This is a genomic window from Flavobacteriales bacterium, from assembly GCA_026129465.1.
GTDB lineage: Bacteria > Bacteroidota > Bacteroidia > Flavobacteriales_F > PHOS-HE28 > PHOS-HE28.
This window is the reverse complement of the sequence record JAHCIA010000001.1, coordinates 3,187,780-3,204,538: the sequence shown is the minus strand read 5'-3', so window position 1 is coordinate 3,204,538 and position 16,759 is coordinate 3,187,780. Positions and strand designations below refer to the sequence as shown.

The 16,759-nt window shown below is 63.1% G+C and carries 14 protein-coding genes; 11 read left to right on the top strand and 3 right to left on the bottom strand.

Annotation, left to right across the window (positions count from 1 at the left end; genetic code table 11):
• Positions 1-3 precede the first annotated feature (3 nt).
• The 8 genes from miaB to KIT10_13520 all read left to right on the top strand — a co-directional run bounded on the left by miaB (position 4) and on the right by KIT10_13520 (position 9,893).
• Positions 4-1,479, top strand: coding sequence for a tRNA (N6-isopentenyl adenosine(37)-C2)-methylthiotransferase MiaB (gene miaB / locus KIT10_13555; protein MCW5900288.1), 1,476 nt, complete (start codon positions 4-6; stop codon positions 1,477-1,479).
• Positions 1,476-2,687 carry a sigma-54-dependent Fis family transcriptional regulator gene (locus KIT10_13550; GenBank protein MCW5900287.1) on the top strand — a complete coding sequence of 404 codons (1,212 nt, stop codon included), beginning with the start codon at positions 1,476-1,478 and terminating at the stop codon, positions 2,685-2,687. Before miaB ends, KIT10_13550 begins: the two co-directional genes overlap by 4 nt.
• Before the next feature lie 88 nt (positions 2,688-2,775).
• A complete protein-coding gene (locus KIT10_13545; protein ID MCW5900286.1) occupies positions 2,776-3,219 on the top strand; it encodes an LptE family protein in 444 nt (147 codons plus the stop codon).
• Between the two features lie 21 nt (positions 3,220-3,240).
• Positions 3,241-4,167 carry a hypothetical protein gene (locus tag KIT10_13540; GenBank protein MCW5900285.1) on the top strand — a complete coding sequence of 309 codons (927 nt, stop codon included), beginning with the start codon at positions 3,241-3,243 and terminating at the stop codon, positions 4,165-4,167.
• 17 nt (positions 4,168-4,184) lie between these two features.
• Entirely contained in the window at positions 4,185-4,481 is a 297-nt protein-coding gene (gene secG, locus KIT10_13535) for a preprotein translocase subunit SecG (protein MCW5900284.1), read from the top strand.
• A 176-nt stretch (positions 4,482-4,657) separates the two neighbouring features.
• Complete coding sequence (gene groES, locus KIT10_13530) at positions 4,658-4,951, top strand: co-chaperone GroES (GenBank protein MCW5900283.1); 294 nt, start codon at positions 4,658-4,660, stop codon at positions 4,949-4,951.
• Between the two features lie 75 nt (positions 4,952-5,026).
• On the top strand, positions 5,027-6,667 hold the full coding sequence (gene groL / locus KIT10_13525; GenBank protein MCW5900282.1) for a chaperonin GroEL: 1,641 nt from the start codon (positions 5,027-5,029) through the stop codon (positions 6,665-6,667).
• 133 nt (positions 6,668-6,800) lie between these two features.
• Positions 6,801-9,893 (top strand): hypothetical protein, encoded by a 3,093-nt coding sequence (locus KIT10_13520; protein ID MCW5900281.1) that lies wholly within the window; start codon positions 6,801-6,803, stop codon positions 9,891-9,893.
• A 73-nt stretch (positions 9,894-9,966) separates the two neighbouring features.
• On the opposite strand, the gene KIT10_13515 is transcribed toward KIT10_13520, so the two are convergent.
• From KIT10_13515 to KIT10_13505, 3 genes are read right to left on the bottom strand one after another with little or no spacing between them, the layout of a single operon-like run.
• Positions 9,967-13,191 carry a CHAT domain-containing protein gene (locus tag KIT10_13515; GenBank protein MCW5900280.1) on the bottom strand — a complete coding sequence of 1,075 codons (3,225 nt, stop codon included), beginning with the start codon at positions 13,189-13,191 and terminating at the stop codon, positions 9,967-9,969.
• Entirely contained in the window at positions 13,188-13,922 is a 735-nt protein-coding gene (locus tag KIT10_13510; protein MCW5900279.1) for a hypothetical protein, read from the bottom strand. Before KIT10_13510 ends, KIT10_13515 begins: the two co-directional genes overlap by 4 nt.
• Positions 13,919-14,458 (bottom strand): sigma-70 family RNA polymerase sigma factor, encoded by a 540-nt coding sequence (locus KIT10_13505; protein MCW5900278.1) that lies wholly within the window; start codon positions 14,456-14,458, stop codon positions 13,919-13,921. Before KIT10_13505 ends, KIT10_13510 begins: the two co-directional genes overlap by 4 nt.
• Before the next feature lie 268 nt (positions 14,459-14,726).
• On the opposite strand from KIT10_13505, the gene KIT10_13500 reads away from it, so the two are divergent.
• The 3 genes from KIT10_13500 (at position 14,727) to KIT10_13490 (ending at position 16,570) form a co-directional block, all read left to right on the top strand.
• Positions 14,727-15,686 carry a hypothetical protein gene (locus KIT10_13500; protein MCW5900277.1) on the top strand — a complete coding sequence of 320 codons (960 nt, stop codon included), beginning with the start codon at positions 14,727-14,729 and terminating at the stop codon, positions 15,684-15,686.
• A gap of 117 nt (positions 15,687-15,803) precedes the next feature.
• Positions 15,804-16,244, top strand: a complete 441-nt coding sequence (locus KIT10_13495) for a transposase (protein ID MCW5900276.1) — start codon at positions 15,804-15,806, stop codon at positions 16,242-16,244.
• Positions 16,175-16,570, top strand: a complete 396-nt coding sequence (locus tag KIT10_13490) for an IS5 family transposase (protein MCW5900275.1) — start codon at positions 16,175-16,177, stop codon at positions 16,568-16,570. The genes KIT10_13495 and KIT10_13490 overlap by 70 nt, the downstream gene beginning before the upstream one ends.
• Positions 16,571-16,759 lie beyond the last annotated feature (189 nt).

Below are 16,759 nucleotides of genomic sequence, written 5' to 3'. Positions count from 1 at the left end.
CTCATGGCCAAACGGGTCTACATCGAAAGCTACGGCTGCCAGATGAATGTCAGCGACAGTGAGGTCGTGGCGAGCATTCTGGCCCAGGACGGCTACAAGCCTGTGAAGACCGCCGAGGAGGCCGACCTGGTGTTGCTGAACACGTGCAGCATCCGCGAGAAGGCCGAGTATACCGTGCTGCAGCGCATCAACGAGATGAACAACCTGAAGGCCCGGAACAAGGGCTTGAAGGTGGGTGTGCTGGGCTGTATGGCCGAACGCATGCGCGAGGACCTGCTGGAAAAGAAGAAAGTGGTGGACCTGGTGGTGGGCCCCGATGCCTACCGAACCCTTCCCGACCTGTTGGAAAAGGTGGGAACCGGCCAAAAAGCCGTGAATGTGCTGCTGAGCCGCGAGGAGACCTACGGTGAGATCGTACCGGTGCGCCTGGACACGAATGGTGTCACGGCCTTCGTCACCATCATGCGGGGCTGCGACAATATGTGCGCCTTCTGCGTGGTGCCCTTCACCCGGGGCAGAGAGCGCAGCCGCGATCCATACAGTATCGTGGACGAGTGCCGCGACCTGGTGGCCAAGGGCTACAAGGAGGTGACCCTGCTGGGGCAGAACGTGGATTCGTACAAATGGACCCAGCGCGAGGCCAGCGCACAGCCCACAACCCAGCAGTCGGCGGTCGGCAATCGGCAGGACCTGCCAACCACCGACTTCGCCGACCTGCTGGAGATGGTGGCCCTGGCCTGCCCCACCCTGCGCATCCGGTACAGCACGAGCCACCCCAAGGACATGACCGACAAGGTGCTGGTGGTGATGGCGAAGTACCCGAACATCTGCAAGTACATCCACCTGCCTGTGCAAAGCGGCAGCAGCGAGGTGCTGAAACGCATGAACCGGGGCTACGATCGCTCCTGGTACCTGGAGCGCATCGCGAGCATCCGCCGCCACATGCCTGACTGCGCCATCAGCACCGACATCATCGCGGGGTATTGCGGCGAGTCCGAGAAGGACCACCGGCAGACCCTTTCACTGATCGAGGAGGTCGGCTACGACATGGCCTTCATGTTCATGTATAGCGAACGGCCCAAGACCCTGGCCGCGCGCAAGTACACCGACGATGTGCCCTCCCAGGAAAAGAACCGCCGCCTGCAGGAGATCATCGCGTTGCAAAAGAAGATGAGCGGGATGCGCATGGCGGGCTATGTGGGGCAGACGCACGACGTGCTCATCGAGGGTGTAAGCAAGCGAAGTGAGGAGCACATGTACGGGCGCAACAGCCAGAATGCGGTGGTGATCGTGCCGAAGACGGTTGCCGGTTCTCAGTTGTCCGTTGTCAGCAGGAAGCCGGACAACGGACAATCGGCAACTGACAACCTCCAACTCCAACCCGGCGATCTCATCCGCACCCGGATCACCAGCGCCACCAGCGGCAGCCTGCAGGGTGACGTGCTGGAGGTCATTCAGGAAAGCATACCGGTCACATGAACGTCCAGGCCATCAAACAGCGCTTCAGCATCATCGGCACCTCGCCCGTGCTGGACCGCGCCATCGAGATCGCCGCCCAGGTGGCGCCCACCGATCTCAGCGTGCTGATCCAGGGCGAGAGCGGCAGCGGCAAGGAGGTGATGCCGCAGATCATCCACGCGTACAGCGCCCGCAAGCACGGTCCGTACATCGCCGTGAACTGTGGCGCCATACCGGAGGGCACCATCGACAGCGAACTCTTCGGGCACGAGAAGGGCTCCTTCACCGGGGCGCACGAGGCGCGCAAGGGCTACTTCGAGGTGGCCAATGGCGGCACCATCTTCCTGGATGAAGTGGGCGAGCTGCCGCTGACAACACAAGTGCGCCTGCTTCGCGTGCTGGAGACTGGCGAATTCATCCGCGTGGGCAGCAGCAAGGCCCAGAAGACCAACGTGCGCGTTGTGGCCGCCACCAATGTTCACATGCTGCAGGCCGTGGCCAAGGGCAGCTTCCGCGAAGACCTCTACTACCGCTTGAACACCGTGCCCATCCACGTGCCCGCCCTGCGCGAGCGCAAGGAGGACATCCACCTGCTCTTCCGCTGGTTCGCCCAGGATGCCGCCACCAAGTACAAGGCGCCGCCCCTTTCCCTGAAGGACGACGCGCTGCAACTGCTGCTCGCCTACCGCTGGCCCGGCAACGTGCGCCAGTTGCGCAACATCGTGGAACAGATGAGCGTGATCGAACGCACCCGCGAGATCGATTCACGCACACTGCGGCGATATCTGCCCGAGGAAGTGACCGCCCTGGTGCCCATGGGTGGCGGCCCCTCGAACGGCGGTGGGTTGGACAGCGTGAGTGAGCGGGAACTGATCTTCAAGTTCCTGTTCGACATGAAGAACGACCTGAACGCGCTGAAGGAGCAGGTGCAGGTGCTCACCGGGCAGCCGCTGCCCGCCACCAAGATGCCCGCAGCGCTGCGCGAGGAGTACATCATCCCGGCCCACGCGCCACAAGGCACCATGAGCATCCATATGCCGGGCGAGGTGGAGGACGAGGACGTCGACCACACCGAAGTGGAGGAAGTGTTGAGCCTGGAGGAGAAGGAAAAGGAACTGATCAGAAAAGCGCTGGCCAAGCACCGCAACAAGCGCAAGACCGCCGCCGCCGAGTTGGGCATCAGCGAGCGCACGCTCTACCGCAAGATCAAGGAGTATGGGATCGGTTGAAACGATGAAGGCCCGGGGGTTGGAGGTCGGGGGTTGGGGGTTGGCCACGAGTCTGCTCGCCGCCTGCATGCTGCTGACGGCTTGCCGAATGAATGTTTCCTTCTCGGGCGGCGATGTGGGCGAGGCGCGGACCGTGAGCGTGGACCTTTTCCAAGCCAGCGCGGCGCTCGCCACGCCCCAAAGCGCACAGGTCTTCACCGAAACGCTGCGTGACCTGCTGCTGGCGCAAAGCCCACTGAAGCTGGCCCGCGAGGAAGGTGACCTCCAATACAGTGGCGCCATCACCGGCTATGACATGCAGCCCGTGAGCATCCAGGCCAGCGAGACCGCCGCCCTGAACCGGCTGACGATGACGGCCAGCGTCACCTACGTGAACACGTTGGACCCGAAAAAGAATGTGGAGTTCAGTGTGAGCCGCTTCGCCGACTACGACAGCACCCAGGACCTGGTGACCGTGGAAGAGCAGCTGGTGCGGGAGATCGGCGGGCAGCTCGCGCAGGATATCTTCGATCGCACGCTCGGCGGGTGGTGATCACCGGCCAATGACCGGCCCATGGAACGCGAACGACTGACCGAACTGATCGAAGCCCCCGGACGCGTGGCGGCGGGCGATCTGGCCGCCTTGCGCGAACTCGGCGAGCGATACCCCTGGTTCAGTGGCGCACATCTCCTGCGGGCCGCTGGCGAGCATGCGGCCGATGAAGTGCTCTACGAAGAGACCCTGCGCCATGTGGCCGCGCATCTGCCCTCCCGTGCGGCCTTGTTCGATGCGGTGCATGTGTCCGAGCCCCCACCGCGGTCCGCCGACCCACAGCCGGCGGTGGAACAGGAGCAGCCTGTGGGAACGCCGGAACCCGCTCCTTCGCCCGAGCCGCGCGCATCGCATGGGCCGACAACTGAGGCCACGGATGAGCTGGATCGCGAAGTGCGCCAAGCCGCCCTGGCCAGCAGCTATGAACTGTTGCTGGAACATGGCGTGGAACCACCGGTCCTGGCGGTGGCGCCCACTTCAGCGTTGGAAGTGACTCCCACGCCCGCCCCTGCGGACGCCGCCACGGAAGCACGGATCTCCCCGCAGGAGGTGGCTCCAGGGCACGGCCGCCGCATGGCCTTCACCGCCTGGCTGGGGGCCATGCCCGCCGAGGGCGCCGCTCCTTCCGCCCCGGAAGCGGCGCGCAAGGCAACCGCCGTTCTGCCCGAAGCCCCTGCCGACACCGGCGCGCTGATCGAACGATTCATCCAGCAGAGTGCACCCCTGCCGGAGCGCAGGGCCGAATTCTTCTCTCCCCAACAAGCCGCCAAACGCAGCTTGGACGACACCGCCGGCATCGTCACCGAGACCCTGGCCCGCATCCATGTGAAGCAGGGCAACCTGGCCAAGGCGATCGACACCTATGCCCGCCTGGCGTTGAAATACCCCGACAGATCCACTTACTTTGCGGCCCTTCAAAAAGAGCTGGAGGAACAACTCCGCAAATAGCCATGGTCGCCATCTCCATCATCATCCTTGTCCTTTGCGGCCTCCTGGCCCTGGTCGTGCTGGCCCAGAACCCCAAGGGGGGCGGGCTGGCGGCCGGTTTCACCGGTGCCCAGCAGATCGGCGGTGTACAGCGCACCGCTGATTTCCTTGAAAAGAGCACCTGGACCCTGGCTTCGGCCATCATGGTCCTGTGCCTGGTTTCCGCCGGCTTGCAGGGCGGTTCAAACGTGGTGGACTTCGACGACCTCGACGGCCCCGTGGAACAGGTGGCCCCGCAGGACTTCGACCCCGAGGACGGACTCGAAGTGGAGTAGGTCCGGTCCGCCTTGTCAGCTTGGCAGCGGACGTCTGCCGATCGGCTACCTCCAAGGCCCTCGAAGGGGTCATCGTGACAGCCCCATGGCACATTCGCCCCGGTGGCACGACCGTTGACAGCCGCGCGGCGACGATCACAAGTCCAACCTCAAACAGACCCAAACCGAAGAACGTCATGGCGACGAAAGTGAAACCGTTGGCGGACCGCGTGCTCGTGGAAGCAGCGCCCGCAGAAGAGACCACCAAGGGTGGCATCATCATTCCCGATACGGCCAAGGAGAAACCCCAGCGCGGCAAGATCATCGCCGTAGGCAGCGGGCGTGTCGCCGACGACGGCAAGGTGACCCCCTTGAGCGTGAAGGCCGGCGATGAGATCCTGTATGGCAAATACAGCGGCACCGAGCTGAACTACGACGGCAAGGACTACCTGATCATGCGCGAGAGCGACATCTACGCCATCCTGAACTAAGGCGGGAAAGCTATTCGGACAACACGACCGTCGGCCTTTGGCCCGACCCAACCCAACCAAATCCCAACAACTGCAATGGCAGCCAAGAACATCCAATTCGACATTGATGCCCGCGACCGCCTGAAGCGCGGCGTGGACCACCTCGCCAACGCGGTGAAGGTGACCCTCGGCCCCAAAGGCCGCAACGTCATCATCGACAAGAAATTCGGAGCGCCCCAGGTGACCAAGGACGGCGTCACCGTGGCCAAGGAGATCGAGCTGAAGGACGCCGTGGAAAACATGGGCGCCCAGATGCTGAAGGAGGTGGCCAGCAAGACCGCCGACCAGGCCGGTGATGGCACCACCACCGCCACCGTGCTCGCCCAGGCCATCGTCACCGCCGGCCTCAAGAACGTGGCCGCCGGTGCCAACCCCATGGACCTCAAGCGTGGCATCGACAAGGCCGTGACCGCCGTTGTGGACGAGCTCAAGAAGATGAGCAAGACCGTGGGCGAGGACAACGCCAAGATCAAGCAGGTGGCCAGCATCAGCGCCAACAACGATGAGACCATCGGCAGCCTGATCGCCGAGGCCATGGCCAAGGTGAAGAAAGAGGGTGTGATCACCGTGGAAGAGGCGAAGGGCACCGAGACCACCGTGGAGGTAGTGGAGGGCATGCAGTTCGACCGCGGCTACCTCAGCCCTTACTTCGTGACCAACCCCGACAAGATGGAGGCCGATCTGGAGAACGCCTACATCCTGATCTACGACAAAAAGATCAGCAGCATGAAGGAGTTGCTGCCCATCCTGGAGAAGGCCGCGCAGACCGGCAAGCCCCTGCTGATCATCAGCGAGGACGTGGATGGTGAGGCGCTCGCCACTCTGGTGGTGAACAAGATCCGTGGCGCCCTGAAAGTGGCCGCCGTGAAGGCCCCTGGCTTCGGCGACCGCCGCAAGGCCATGCTGGAGGACATCGCCGTGCTCACCGGCGGCACCGTCATCAGCGAGGAGCGCGGCTACAAGCTGGAGAACGCCGATCTGAGCTTCCTGGGCAAGGCCGAGAAGATCACCATCGACAAGGACAACACCACGATCGTGAACGGCGCCGGCAAGAAGGACGACATCAAGGCGCGCGTGAACCAGATCAAGGCCCAGATCGAGACCACCACCAGCGACTACGACAAGGAGAAGCTGCAGGAGCGCCTTGCCAAGCTGGCCGGCGGCGTGGCCGTGCTCTACATCGGCGCCGCCACCGAGGTGGAGATGAAGGAGAAGAAGGACCGCGTGGACGACGCCCTGCACGCCACCCGCGCCGCGGTGGAGGAAGGCATTGTGCCCGGCGGCGGTGTGGCCTACATCCGCGCCCAGAAGGTGCTGGAGAAGTTCGAAGGCGCCAACGCCGATGAGACCACTGGCGGCGCCATCGTGCGCCGCGCCATCGAGGAACCCCTGCGCCAGATCGTGGCCAACGCGGGCATCGAAGGCAGCATCGTGGTACAGAAGGTGCGCGAGGGCAAGGCAGACTATGGCTTCAACGCCCGCACCGAGGAGTACGAGAACCTGATCGCCGCCGGCGTGATCGACCCCACCAAGGTGACCCGCATCGCCCTGGAGAACGCCGCCAGCATCGCCAGCATGCTCCTCACCACCGAGTGCGTCATCAGTGAAGAGAAGGAAGAGAAGGCGGCAGGCGGCCATGGCCACCCCGACATGGGCGGCATGGGCGGCATGATGTAAGCCTCCACCATACCGAACAACAAGGGCAAGCCCCGGTCAGCATTGGCCGGGGCTTGCCGCTTGTGCCCGCTAACCAATGTTCTATTGCAGGGCCGGTGCGATCGGTCGATCCTTGCACGATAGACCCACAGCCATGAGACACGACCACAAGAGGTCCACGATCGTCCTGATCGCCCTTCTCCTGCTTCCCACCATGTTGGCCGCCCAGGGAGTGGGCGACTACAACACCGCCGCATCGGGCCCCTGGAACGCACTGTCCACCTGGTTGCGATTCAATGGCGTGGACTTCGTTCCCGCACCCAGCGTGCCCACGGCTTCTGACGGCCAGGTGGTCATCCTGCCCGGGCACACCGTCACCGCGAGCACGCCCGTTTCCATCGACGAGCTCTTCGTGGCCACGGGCGCCACGCTGATCACCTCGGGCAATGTCTTCACCATTCAGAACGGACCGGGAACGGACATGTCCGTGAGCGGCACATGGCAGTTGAGCGGGGCCACGATCGAAGGCCCGGGCACCATCGTGCTCGCCAACAACGGCACACTCAACTGGACCAGCGGGACCTTGTCGGCGAGCAGCACCCTCAACGTCAACGCCGGCTCCACGGTGACGGCCAACGGCAGCGCTACGCTGGCGGCCCTGGGCACCATCAACAATGCCGGCACCTGGAACATGCAAGGCGGCAACCTGGGGCAGCCCACCGCTTCGGGTGGGCCCTGCGCCTTCAACAACCAGACCGGTGGTATCGTGAACCTGAACGGCTGGCAGAGCAACACGAACAGCTGGCATCAGGCCACCACCAACCAGGGCACCTTCATCAAGAACAACGGCACGGTGGAATTCGCCTTCAGCGACGATTTCAGCGGGAAGAGCTTCACGAACGCAGCGGGCGGTGTGGTGAACGCGGCGAGCGGCACCGTGGTGTTCAAGTGCGCCACGGTGAACCAGGGCTCGTTGACGACAAGCGGCACGGGCGGATTCAAGCACAACCCATCCCCCTTCGCTCCCACCTTCACCAACGGACCCGGAGGCACGATCACCGCGCCGTACGAGCATCAGTTCTCCACCCTCATCCTGAATGGCCCCCTCAATCTGGCCTCCTTCACCCTGAGCGGCGGCATTGTTGAAGGCCCGCAAGCGATCACCATTCCTGGCGGAGGCCAGTTCACTTGGACCGGCGGCAGGCTCGATGGCACCACGGTACTGAACATCCTCTCCGGCGGCACGGCCGTGGCGAATGGCAGCACCACGCTGGACGCACTGGGCACCATCAACAACGCGGGCACCTGGAACCTGCAGGGCGGGAACGTGGGGCAATCCTCGTTCGCCGGAGGTCCCACCACCTTCAACAACCTGCCCGGCGGCGTGGTGAACCTCAACGGCTGGCTGACCAATTCGAACACCTGGCATCAAGTGACGCACAATCAGGGCACCTTCAACAAGAACAACGGCGGCACGGCCTTCTGTTTCAGCAACGATTTCAGCGGCAAAGCCTTCCACAACCTGGCGGGCGGTGTGCTGAACGTGCCGGCCGGCGAGTGCGTGTTCAAGGCGCCCACAACCAATACGGGCAGCATGACCGGTACGACGAACAGCGTGTTCAAGCTGGATGGCGGACCGTTCACGAACCTTTCTGGCGGCACGGTGGGCGCGCCCTTCCACCTGCTCACTGGTTTGATGCACATCGAGGGCGCGCTGACACTGAACTCGTTCCTCTTCACCGGTGGCACGCTGCACGGACCACTGGCGCTGACGATCGGCAACGGCGGGCAGTTCACCTGGACCGGCGGCACGCTGAACACCACGGGCATCATCACCCTCGCCGCCGGCGCCACGGGGACCTTGAACGGTGCGACCCTCGTGGCACAAGGCACGATCAACAATGGGGGGCACGTGACGATGCAGAGCGGCATCATCACCGGCTTGGGCAGCACGCCACACCTCTTCAACAACCTCGCGGGCGGTGTGCTCGACCTCAACGGCTGGAACACGAGCCAGGCAGCATGGCACATGGTGACCAACAATGCCGGCACCATCAACAAGAACAATGGTGCGGAGACCTTCACCTTCGGCAACGATTTCAGTGGCAAGAGCTTCACCAACCTGCCTGGCGGTGTGGTGAACGTGCCCAGTGGCACGCTGGCCTACGCCCTGCCTTTCCCCTTGCAGAACGGATCCTTCAACATTTCCAATGGCGCCACGCTCACCGGCTCGAACTCCTTCGGCTTCGCGGGGCCCGCGATCATGAACAACGGGAGCATCACAACGCCGATGCTGAGCTATACCGGCATGAGCGGACAACAACTCAACGGTACGGGCACCATACTCAGCCTGGCCATCAACAACACGGCGGGGGTCGACCTGGGTGGCGACCAGACCGTGATCAACGCGTTCCATCTCTTGAATGGCCTGCTGCGATTGGGGAACAGCGACCTGTTCATCCAGAACAGCGCGCCGGCCGCGGTGAACGGGGGCGGTGCCAGCAGCTGGGTGGTGAACAACGGCAGTGGATCCCTGCACCGGCAGGTGTCCGGCAGCGTCTACCTCTTCCCCGTAGGCACCACCAGCTACACGCCACTGACCATGAGCACCTCCGGTCCGCAGGATCGATTCAGCGTGCGCGTACAGGACGGTGTGAGCACGGAGTACGGTGCGCCTGGCGTGGCCACCGGATCGAACATCAACACCGATGTGGTGGGCCGCACCTGGGTGGTGGGCGAACAGATCGCCGGTGGCAACACCGCCAACATCACCCTGCAATGGGGCAGCGCGGAAGAACTGGCATCATTCGGACGCAACACCTGCACGGTGGCGCGCTATGATGGCACCAACTGGATCCCCGGGACCTTCAATGCCGCCAATGGGGCCGACCCCTTCACCCAGTCGATCACCGGACTCTCCTCTTTCCGGGAACTGGCGGTGTCGGACAGCGATGCGGACCTGAACGGCACTTCCACCGGTGGCGTGGAGATCGCCGAGGAGTCGCATCTGCCACGAGCTTGGCCAAATCCCGCGCAGGATGTACTGCACATCCGCGCCGGGCAGGGTGCGGACATCCAAGCCATTGGTCTGATCGACATCCAGGGCCGACGCGTTTCGTTCCCGTTGAACGCGCCAAGCGAACTGGTCACCATCGATCTGGACCGGTGTACACCGGGCGTCTATCTGCTGGAAACAAGGGACCTCCTGGATCGCACGCAGCATCAGCGTGTTGTCCTCGCGCGTTGATCGGAAGCACGGTGTTGGGCACAAGCCCCGGCCGATCCCGAAATACAATGGGACCGGCCGGGGCTTGTGTCTATCAGCGTTTGAAGCGCCGCAAGAAGAGCAATAGCATCAGCACGAGCGCGGCCACAGCCAGGATCGTTGTCCAAGACCAGCGGCCTCCCAGATCCACCGGCTCCACATCACCCACCAGCACCAGCCCGGCCCAGTAGTAGGGCAAGGTCATCTCGTCGACCGCGTGGTCCAGATGGTCCAGTTTGGCCTGACGCAGGGCGATGTGTTTGGGCAGGCCCTTGGCCAGGTTGGCATAGAAGCGGGTGATGATCTCCGACGACACCTTCTCGTCGATCTTCCAGAGTGACATCACCAGGCTGGGGCATCCGGCGAATGCGAAGCCATAGCCGATGGAGCGCACGCCCTCTCCGGCATCGTGCTGGCCGGTGCCTGTTTCGCAGGCGGTGAGCACGGCCAGTTGGGCGCGCAGGTCCAACGCGTAGATCTCGTAGGCATGCAGGTAGCCATCGGCGTCAGGTTCCATGCCCAAGCCATCCTTGCTCAGCACCAGGCGTGAATACATGGGCGATGTGGTGTTCATTTCCGCATGGGTGCCCAGATGCAGAATGCCGTGGCGCGCGGCCTGCTCACGGAATCGCTGCTCGGTGGCTTCCCCGCCCACCATCACACGCGCCGACAAGAGGCCACCGAGGTCCTGCGCCGTGTGCACCGCGAAGGGCTGGCGCACGTACCGGAGGAAGTGACGGTCGATCAGGGTGGTGTCCTTCACGCGCGCCAGGTAGTCCTGCTTCACATCGTCGGTAAAGCCCGGTGCGAGGGCGAGTGTTCCCTTTGCGCGTCCTTGCTTCAGATCGGCGAAACGCAGGGCCGTGGACGCTGAGAGCAGGTAGGCGATGGCGTGGCGGCGAATGAGCAGGTTCGCCTTGAAGTCCGCTGCCTTGGAGGGCGCGGTGAGCAACGCCTCGAAGTTGAGCAGGTGCAACGGACCGTCCGGAATGATGAGCAACTCGGGCGCGGTGGTCCGCTCAGCCACCGGTGCGAAGACCACTTCGTACAGGGTATGCGCGTGCTCCACGTAGGCGGCCGCATCACGCGTGGCGATGGCCTCGTTCAGCGCACGCACCTGCCCGGCCAGGTCGGAGATCGGCAGGCGCAGCAACTCCGCCATGTGCAAGCCGAGCACCAGCACATGCAGGTACTCCCCGGTGACGGCATAGACCACCAGATCGCGGTCCTTGGTGAGCAGCCTTTCGCGGATATCGCTGATGGATATCCGGGGCTCGCCGTGCCGCAGCGCGAAGTAGGCCGGGTGCGTCCGCTCCAGTGTGGCGAGGAACTTCCGGTAGGCCTCCTCCTTGTCCGCGCGGTCCATGGCGGTGCCACGATCATCGGCCCGGACCTCCAGCGCGGCGATCAGCTCCCGTTCCCGGGCCAGGACACTATCGGGCACGCCGGCGAAACGCAATCCGGCGAAGGCGTTGAGCTTGCCCTTGAGCAGCACGGATCGGTCCGCTTCGCTGATGGCCAGGAAGCGGTCGACCTCTTCTTGTGATCCACTGGCCGCGTGGGCTTCCTGGGCCAGGTCGATGGCCAGGCCGAACAGCCGCTTCTGTGCGGCCACCAACAGCAACTTGGAGGCTTCGTCCTGCAACGCCGTTCTGTTCCGGGCCAGCGAGGCGATGGCCAGATCAAGCGATCCGTTCCAGTGTTCCGAGGGCGGTTCGCCGGGCGCCTGAGCACGTTCCGCTAGCACCTCCCAATAAATGGCCTCGGGCAAGAGTTCCGGTTCCGGGAAATTGACCGGGAGCGCGTTGGCTCGCAGAGCCCGCACACGATCATCCAGGATCGCTCGTGCATTGCGCGCATGCTCGATGGCCTGCTGATGTTCGCCGGCCAGATAGTGGGCCTCCGCGAGAAGGATATCCGCCTGCGCCACCTTGAAATGTCCCGGACCATGGATGTTCACCATCACGGTGCGCGCTTTACGCAGGTCCTCCAAGGCCTGTGCATGGCGGCCCATGGCGCTGTGCAGCTGCGCCCGTCGCAAAAGGGTGAGGTGCAATACCTGGTCCATGGCCGCATCCGCGCCGAACCCGCCCACGGACAGGCTGGTGCGGAAGAGCGAATCGGCGCGCTGGTGGTCGCCCATCCGGCGGTAGAGGTCGCCGAGCTTGGATGCCGCGCGGATGTAGGGCTCCCCGTGCATGCCGAAGCGTTCGCCGCAGGCCTTGAGATAAGCGGACACCAGTTCCACGGCCTGCTCCAGGTCGCCCTTGGCCAGGGCCACATCCGCCATGCGGTCCTTCACCGACAACAGCTGCGCGTCACCGGGTTCCAATACACTACTGCGATCCTTCCACGCCAATTCCAAGAGACGTTGCGCACGGCCCAGATCACCCAATTCAAAATAGACCGTGGCCTGATTGAGATAAGTGCGCGAACGGTTCAGCACCGCTTCGTCGCGCAGATACCCCAACTCGGCCCCGGCTATCACACGATCGTAGCAGGGTATGCTCGCCTGGTAATGGACAAGGCTCCGTGGAAGATCGCCAGCATGCTGCCAGAGCACCCCGAGATTGCCATGGACGCTGGCCCGTCGGTTGATCAGGTCCGGATCATCCGCCTCCCCAAGAATGGCCAGTGACCCCTTGAAGCGTTCTTCCGCTTCCTGGTACCGGCCCATGTGCATCAAGGAGACCCCCAAGGCGGTAGTGGCTTCGGCCAGCAGCACGGGCGAGGTGACACCGCCCCGTTCATACTCATCCAAAGCGTCCCGGGCCCAACGTGCGGCCGTGCCGTGATCGCCCATGACGCTGTGGTCGAAGGCGAGGTACTGCCGCGCCTTGCCGCGATCCTCGGCGCTGAACACCTGGTGCTTGTCCGTGAGCGCCACGCCCATGCTGTCCACGCGTGCGCAGTCGATCAGCCGGCCGATGTCATAGTAGTACCAACTCAGGTCCATCAGCGCTTTCAGCTCGTGCTTGGGAACCCCACGCGCCTGCACCAGCCGCAGGATGCGTTCGCCTGCCTGGGCGCCCGCCTCCGCGCCCTTGAGCATGCGGTGGGCACGCGCATGCTTGTAGAGGTAGTAGTGCAGGGAATCCACCCAGGTGGTGCCCTGCGCCTCGAGCAGCTGCACATCGATGGCCGTGATCAGCTGCGCGTGGTCACCGGCCTTGTAGAGCGCTTCGATACGGGCATGTCGTTGCCGCAACGCATCCCCATCGCCCGCCAGGAGCGGATATGGCAGCGCACAGGCCCAAGCGATGGCAAGTGCGTGCTTCACGGATCCAGGGAAGCGAGGATGGCGCGGGCGCGTTCGCCGAAATGGACGTCGTCCTCCAGGCGCAAGGCCCGCATGGCCTCCCGATCCCCGCGCTTCAGGTGGGCCAGGAAGAGATACCAGCGCGCCTTGCCGCTGAACTCCGAGGTGGTATCCGCAGCCACTTGCCCCAGCAGGGGAACGGCGCCAACCACATCACCTTGGGCGAGCGCGGCCTGGGCGATGTAGTAGCGCAAGGTATCGTTGTCCGGCGCGGCGCGGAGCAGGTCCATCCACTTGCTGCGGGCCTCGTCATGCTCGCCCAGTTTGAAGGCCACCATGGCGTCGTGGAAGGCCTCGTCATCGCCGCTGCTCATGGGCACCGGCAGACCGGGATCGGTGACGTAGTGCTCCGCGAAAAGGCGCTCATGGGCCGGTTCGCGATCCAGCAGGAACCACAAGGCCACAGCGGTGAGGATGGCTACAGCGGCGGCGTAACGCCACCAGCCTGGCCATCCACCCCCACGCTTCCCATCCGATCCGCGACCCTCTTCTGCAGCAGTGCGCATTGCTCTCGTGAAGCCGCCCAGCTCTACGGCCAGGATGTGCTCGCGCATGAGGTCCACTTCCTGCCGCAGATCCGCATCGGAGGCCAACTCCTGCTCGAATCGCTCGCGCTCCGCCAGCGGCATGGTCTCCAGCAGGTAGGCCTCGATCGCCTCGAATCGTTCCTCGTTCAATGTGCCCTTGGTCATGCTTCCCCGTTGTGCTGCCCTGAAGCGATGGTGCGCCGCATGGCCCGCAGTTTCATCATGCATCGGTACTTCATGGTGCGCACGCTGTCCTCGCCCACGCCCAGTTCGGCCGCGATGGTGGCCATGTCCTTCCGCTCGAAGTAGTAGCGGTCCAGCACCGATCGGCAGCGATCGTCCAGCTGCTCGTACACGTCGCGCAGTCGCGAGAGCCGCTCCTCGAGATCATCCGAGGGTTCCGCACGCTGGTCGAGCACCCGTTCATCATGCACCACCTTCATGTGCCTGTGCGCTGCGGACCGGACCACGTCCAGCCATTTGTTCCTGGCCACCCGGAAGAGAAAGCCGCCGGGGTCGGCATCGGGCACCAGGCGCCCCTCCTTCACGCTCAACCAGAGCACGGCCATGGCCTCCTGGAACATGTCCTGCGCATCGCTGACCGTGCCGCTGTTGCCCAGGACCATTCGACGTACCGCCGGGAAATGGTCGCTGTACAACTGGCGCACCGTGGCGGCGTCGTTGCTCCGAAGCCCGGTCATCCAGGCAGGGTGCGCTGCGGTATCGGTGGCCGGTGTTTCCACGGTGTGTGGTGAACCGACCGCGATAATACGGCGAATGGAAGGTGTGATGCATCCTTTCAAGGAGCGCGGGCACTGATCGCCCTGTCCTCTTCCACCATATCGAAAGGGGGCTGGAGATGTGAACAAGGGATGGAGGCCTGCGACCGATCGTTCACATCCCGGCCTCCTCCCCGATGTGCCCATGAAACCGATCCATCCTTGCCCTGAAACCCTAACCTGAACCCTCATGCGCACCTTGAAGAAACTGCTTGCCTGTTGCCTGGTACTGGCCATTCCGCTCGGCACCTGGGCCCAGGACACCGAATCCGAATCGAACAATACCTCCGGCACTGCGAACGCCTTGCAATATGCGGTGAGCATGACCGGCAGCATGGGCGCCTGCTCGCCCACGGACAACAGCGCCGACTACTTCAGCTTCACACCGCCTTCACAAGGGCAATTGCGCGTGCAAAGCAGCATGAGCAACACCGGCGCCACGGATCTTGAGGTGACCTTCCAGGTCCGCCAATCCACCACGGCTGTTATTGGCACGTTCACGCTCACCGCAGGAGCCAACGGAGTGCCGGTGAACGATTCGTTCCTCTTCCCCTGCCAAGGCGTTGGCCTCTACTACATCAGCATCGTGAACCCCAGCACGTTGGTGTGCACGAACTACACCTTCACCTATGACATCGTGGCGCCTGTATTCGCCAATGATGTCGAATCCAACAATGGTTCCGGGACCGCGACGACCGTGGCCCCCGGGGTATGGCATCAAGGCCAGATCGACTTCCGGTATGGTGACAACATCGACTACTACCGGATCGACCTGCCTACGAACGGTGTCCTGAACATAGAGTGGGAAGCCGAGCATGCGGGCACGTCGAACCCGGCCTCTGCGACGCTGCAACTGCGTAATACCACAACTACCGTGATACAATCCTGGTCCTTGCCCGTGGGTGCCAACTCAATACCTGCGACCCAATCAGTGAGCCTCGATTGCCGCAGCAATACGAACTTCTACTACCTGAGCCTGACCACCGATATCTGCGGTACGAGCTATCGCTTCAGGTATACAGTGACCCCACCTGTCTTCGCCAATGACCTGGAGTCCAATAACACCACGGGCACCGCCATCATACTACCGCCGAACACCGATGCGCAGGGACAGATCAACTTCTCCACATACGTGGACAACAGTGACTAGAGGCCATCTCAAAAATAGTTGAGGTGTCCTGAGCCATGAACAACGGGCGTTTGACAACCGAAGAAGGGAGGGTCTTGATCCTTTCACCGTGCATGTCCTCTTTCGATGTCCAAAACGATGGACTGCACGGACGCCCAGTGGGAAGCGGTCAAGGACCTGCTCTCACCTATTCAAGAGAGGACCGAGACGCGTGGCAGGAAGCCACTGGATGCTCGGGAGGTGTTCAATGGGGTATTATGGATCTGCCGGACAGGAGCCAGATGGCAGGATCTTCCACCGCGCTACCCTCCTTACCAGTCGTGCCATCGGTACTTCCAGCGCTGGTGTCAGCAGGGCGTATGGGACAAGGTGCTGTGGGCCTTGGCGCAGGACCTCAAACGAAGAGGGAAGATCGACATCACAGAATGCTTCATCGATGGCACCTTCTCCAGTGCCAAAAAAGGGGGCTCCATATCGGCCCGACTAAGCGAGGTAAAGGCACCAAGATCATGGTCGTCACAGACGCTGCTGGTCTTCCTATCGCCGTACGGACCTTCGGAGCCAGCACCCACGAAGTGAAGCTCGTGACCCAAACGCTGGCCGCGCGTTTCATGGAAGAATTGCCCCAAGTGCTCATCGGCGACAAGGCCTACGATAGCGATCAGCTCGATCGCAAGCTCAAGCGCAGGAAGGTCCGCATGATCGCACCGAACCGCGCAGGGCGTTCAAAATCCCAAGATGGAAGGGAGCTTCGCAGATACAAGCGGAGATGGAAGGTGGAGCGATGCTTCGCCTGGCTCAACAACTTCAGGCGTACTGTGGTCCGCTACGAGTATCACAGCATCAACTTCCTGGGCTTCGTCCAGCTCGCTTGTGCCATGATCCTCATGCGCAAACTATTTTGAGATGGCTTCTACTACCAGATCTCCCTGCCTACGAACGGTGTGCTCAACATCAACTGGGAAGCCGAGCATGCGGGTATTGGTGGACCAGGTACCGCCACGATCCGGTTGCGGAACAGTCTGTCGGCAATACTGCAATCATGGACCGTATCCGTAGGTGGGAACTCCCTTCCTCTTTCCGAAACGGTAAGC

What these genes read in the sequence shown, in the direction of transcription:
- miaB (MCW5900288.1), top strand. Translation starts at nt 4, where the DNA reads ATGGCCAAACGGGTCTACATCGAAAGCTACGGCTGCCAGATGAATGTC.
- KIT10_13550 (MCW5900287.1), top strand. Translation starts at nt 1,476, where the DNA reads ATGAACGTCCAGGCCATCAAACAGCGCTTCAGCATCATCGGCACCTCG.
- KIT10_13545 (MCW5900286.1), top strand. Translation starts at nt 2,776, where the DNA reads ATGAATGTTTCCTTCTCGGGCGGCGATGTGGGCGAGGCGCGGACCGTG.
- KIT10_13540 (MCW5900285.1), top strand. Translation starts at nt 3,241, where the DNA reads ATGGAACGCGAACGACTGACCGAACTGATCGAAGCCCCCGGACGCGTG.
- groES (MCW5900283.1), top strand. Translation starts at nt 4,658, where the DNA reads ATGGCGACGAAAGTGAAACCGTTGGCGGACCGCGTGCTCGTGGAAGCA.
- groL (MCW5900282.1), top strand. Translation starts at nt 5,027, where the DNA reads ATGGCAGCCAAGAACATCCAATTCGACATTGATGCCCGCGACCGCCTG.
- KIT10_13520 (MCW5900281.1), top strand. Translation starts at nt 6,801, where the DNA reads ATGAGACACGACCACAAGAGGTCCACGATCGTCCTGATCGCCCTTCTC.
- KIT10_13510 (MCW5900279.1), bottom strand. Translation starts at nt 13,922, where the DNA reads ATGACCAAGGGCACATTGAACGAGGAACGATTCGAGGCGATCGAGGCC.
- KIT10_13505 (MCW5900278.1), bottom strand. Translation starts at nt 14,458, where the DNA reads ATGACCGGGCTTCGGAGCAACGACGCCGCCACGGTGCGCCAGTTGTAC.
- KIT10_13500 (MCW5900277.1), top strand. Translation starts at nt 14,727, where the DNA reads ATGCGCACCTTGAAGAAACTGCTTGCCTGTTGCCTGGTACTGGCCATT.
- KIT10_13495 (MCW5900276.1), top strand. Translation starts at nt 15,804, where the DNA reads ATGGACTGCACGGACGCCCAGTGGGAAGCGGTCAAGGACCTGCTCTCA.
- KIT10_13490 (MCW5900275.1), top strand. Translation starts at nt 16,175, where the DNA reads ATGGTCGTCACAGACGCTGCTGGTCTTCCTATCGCCGTACGGACCTTC.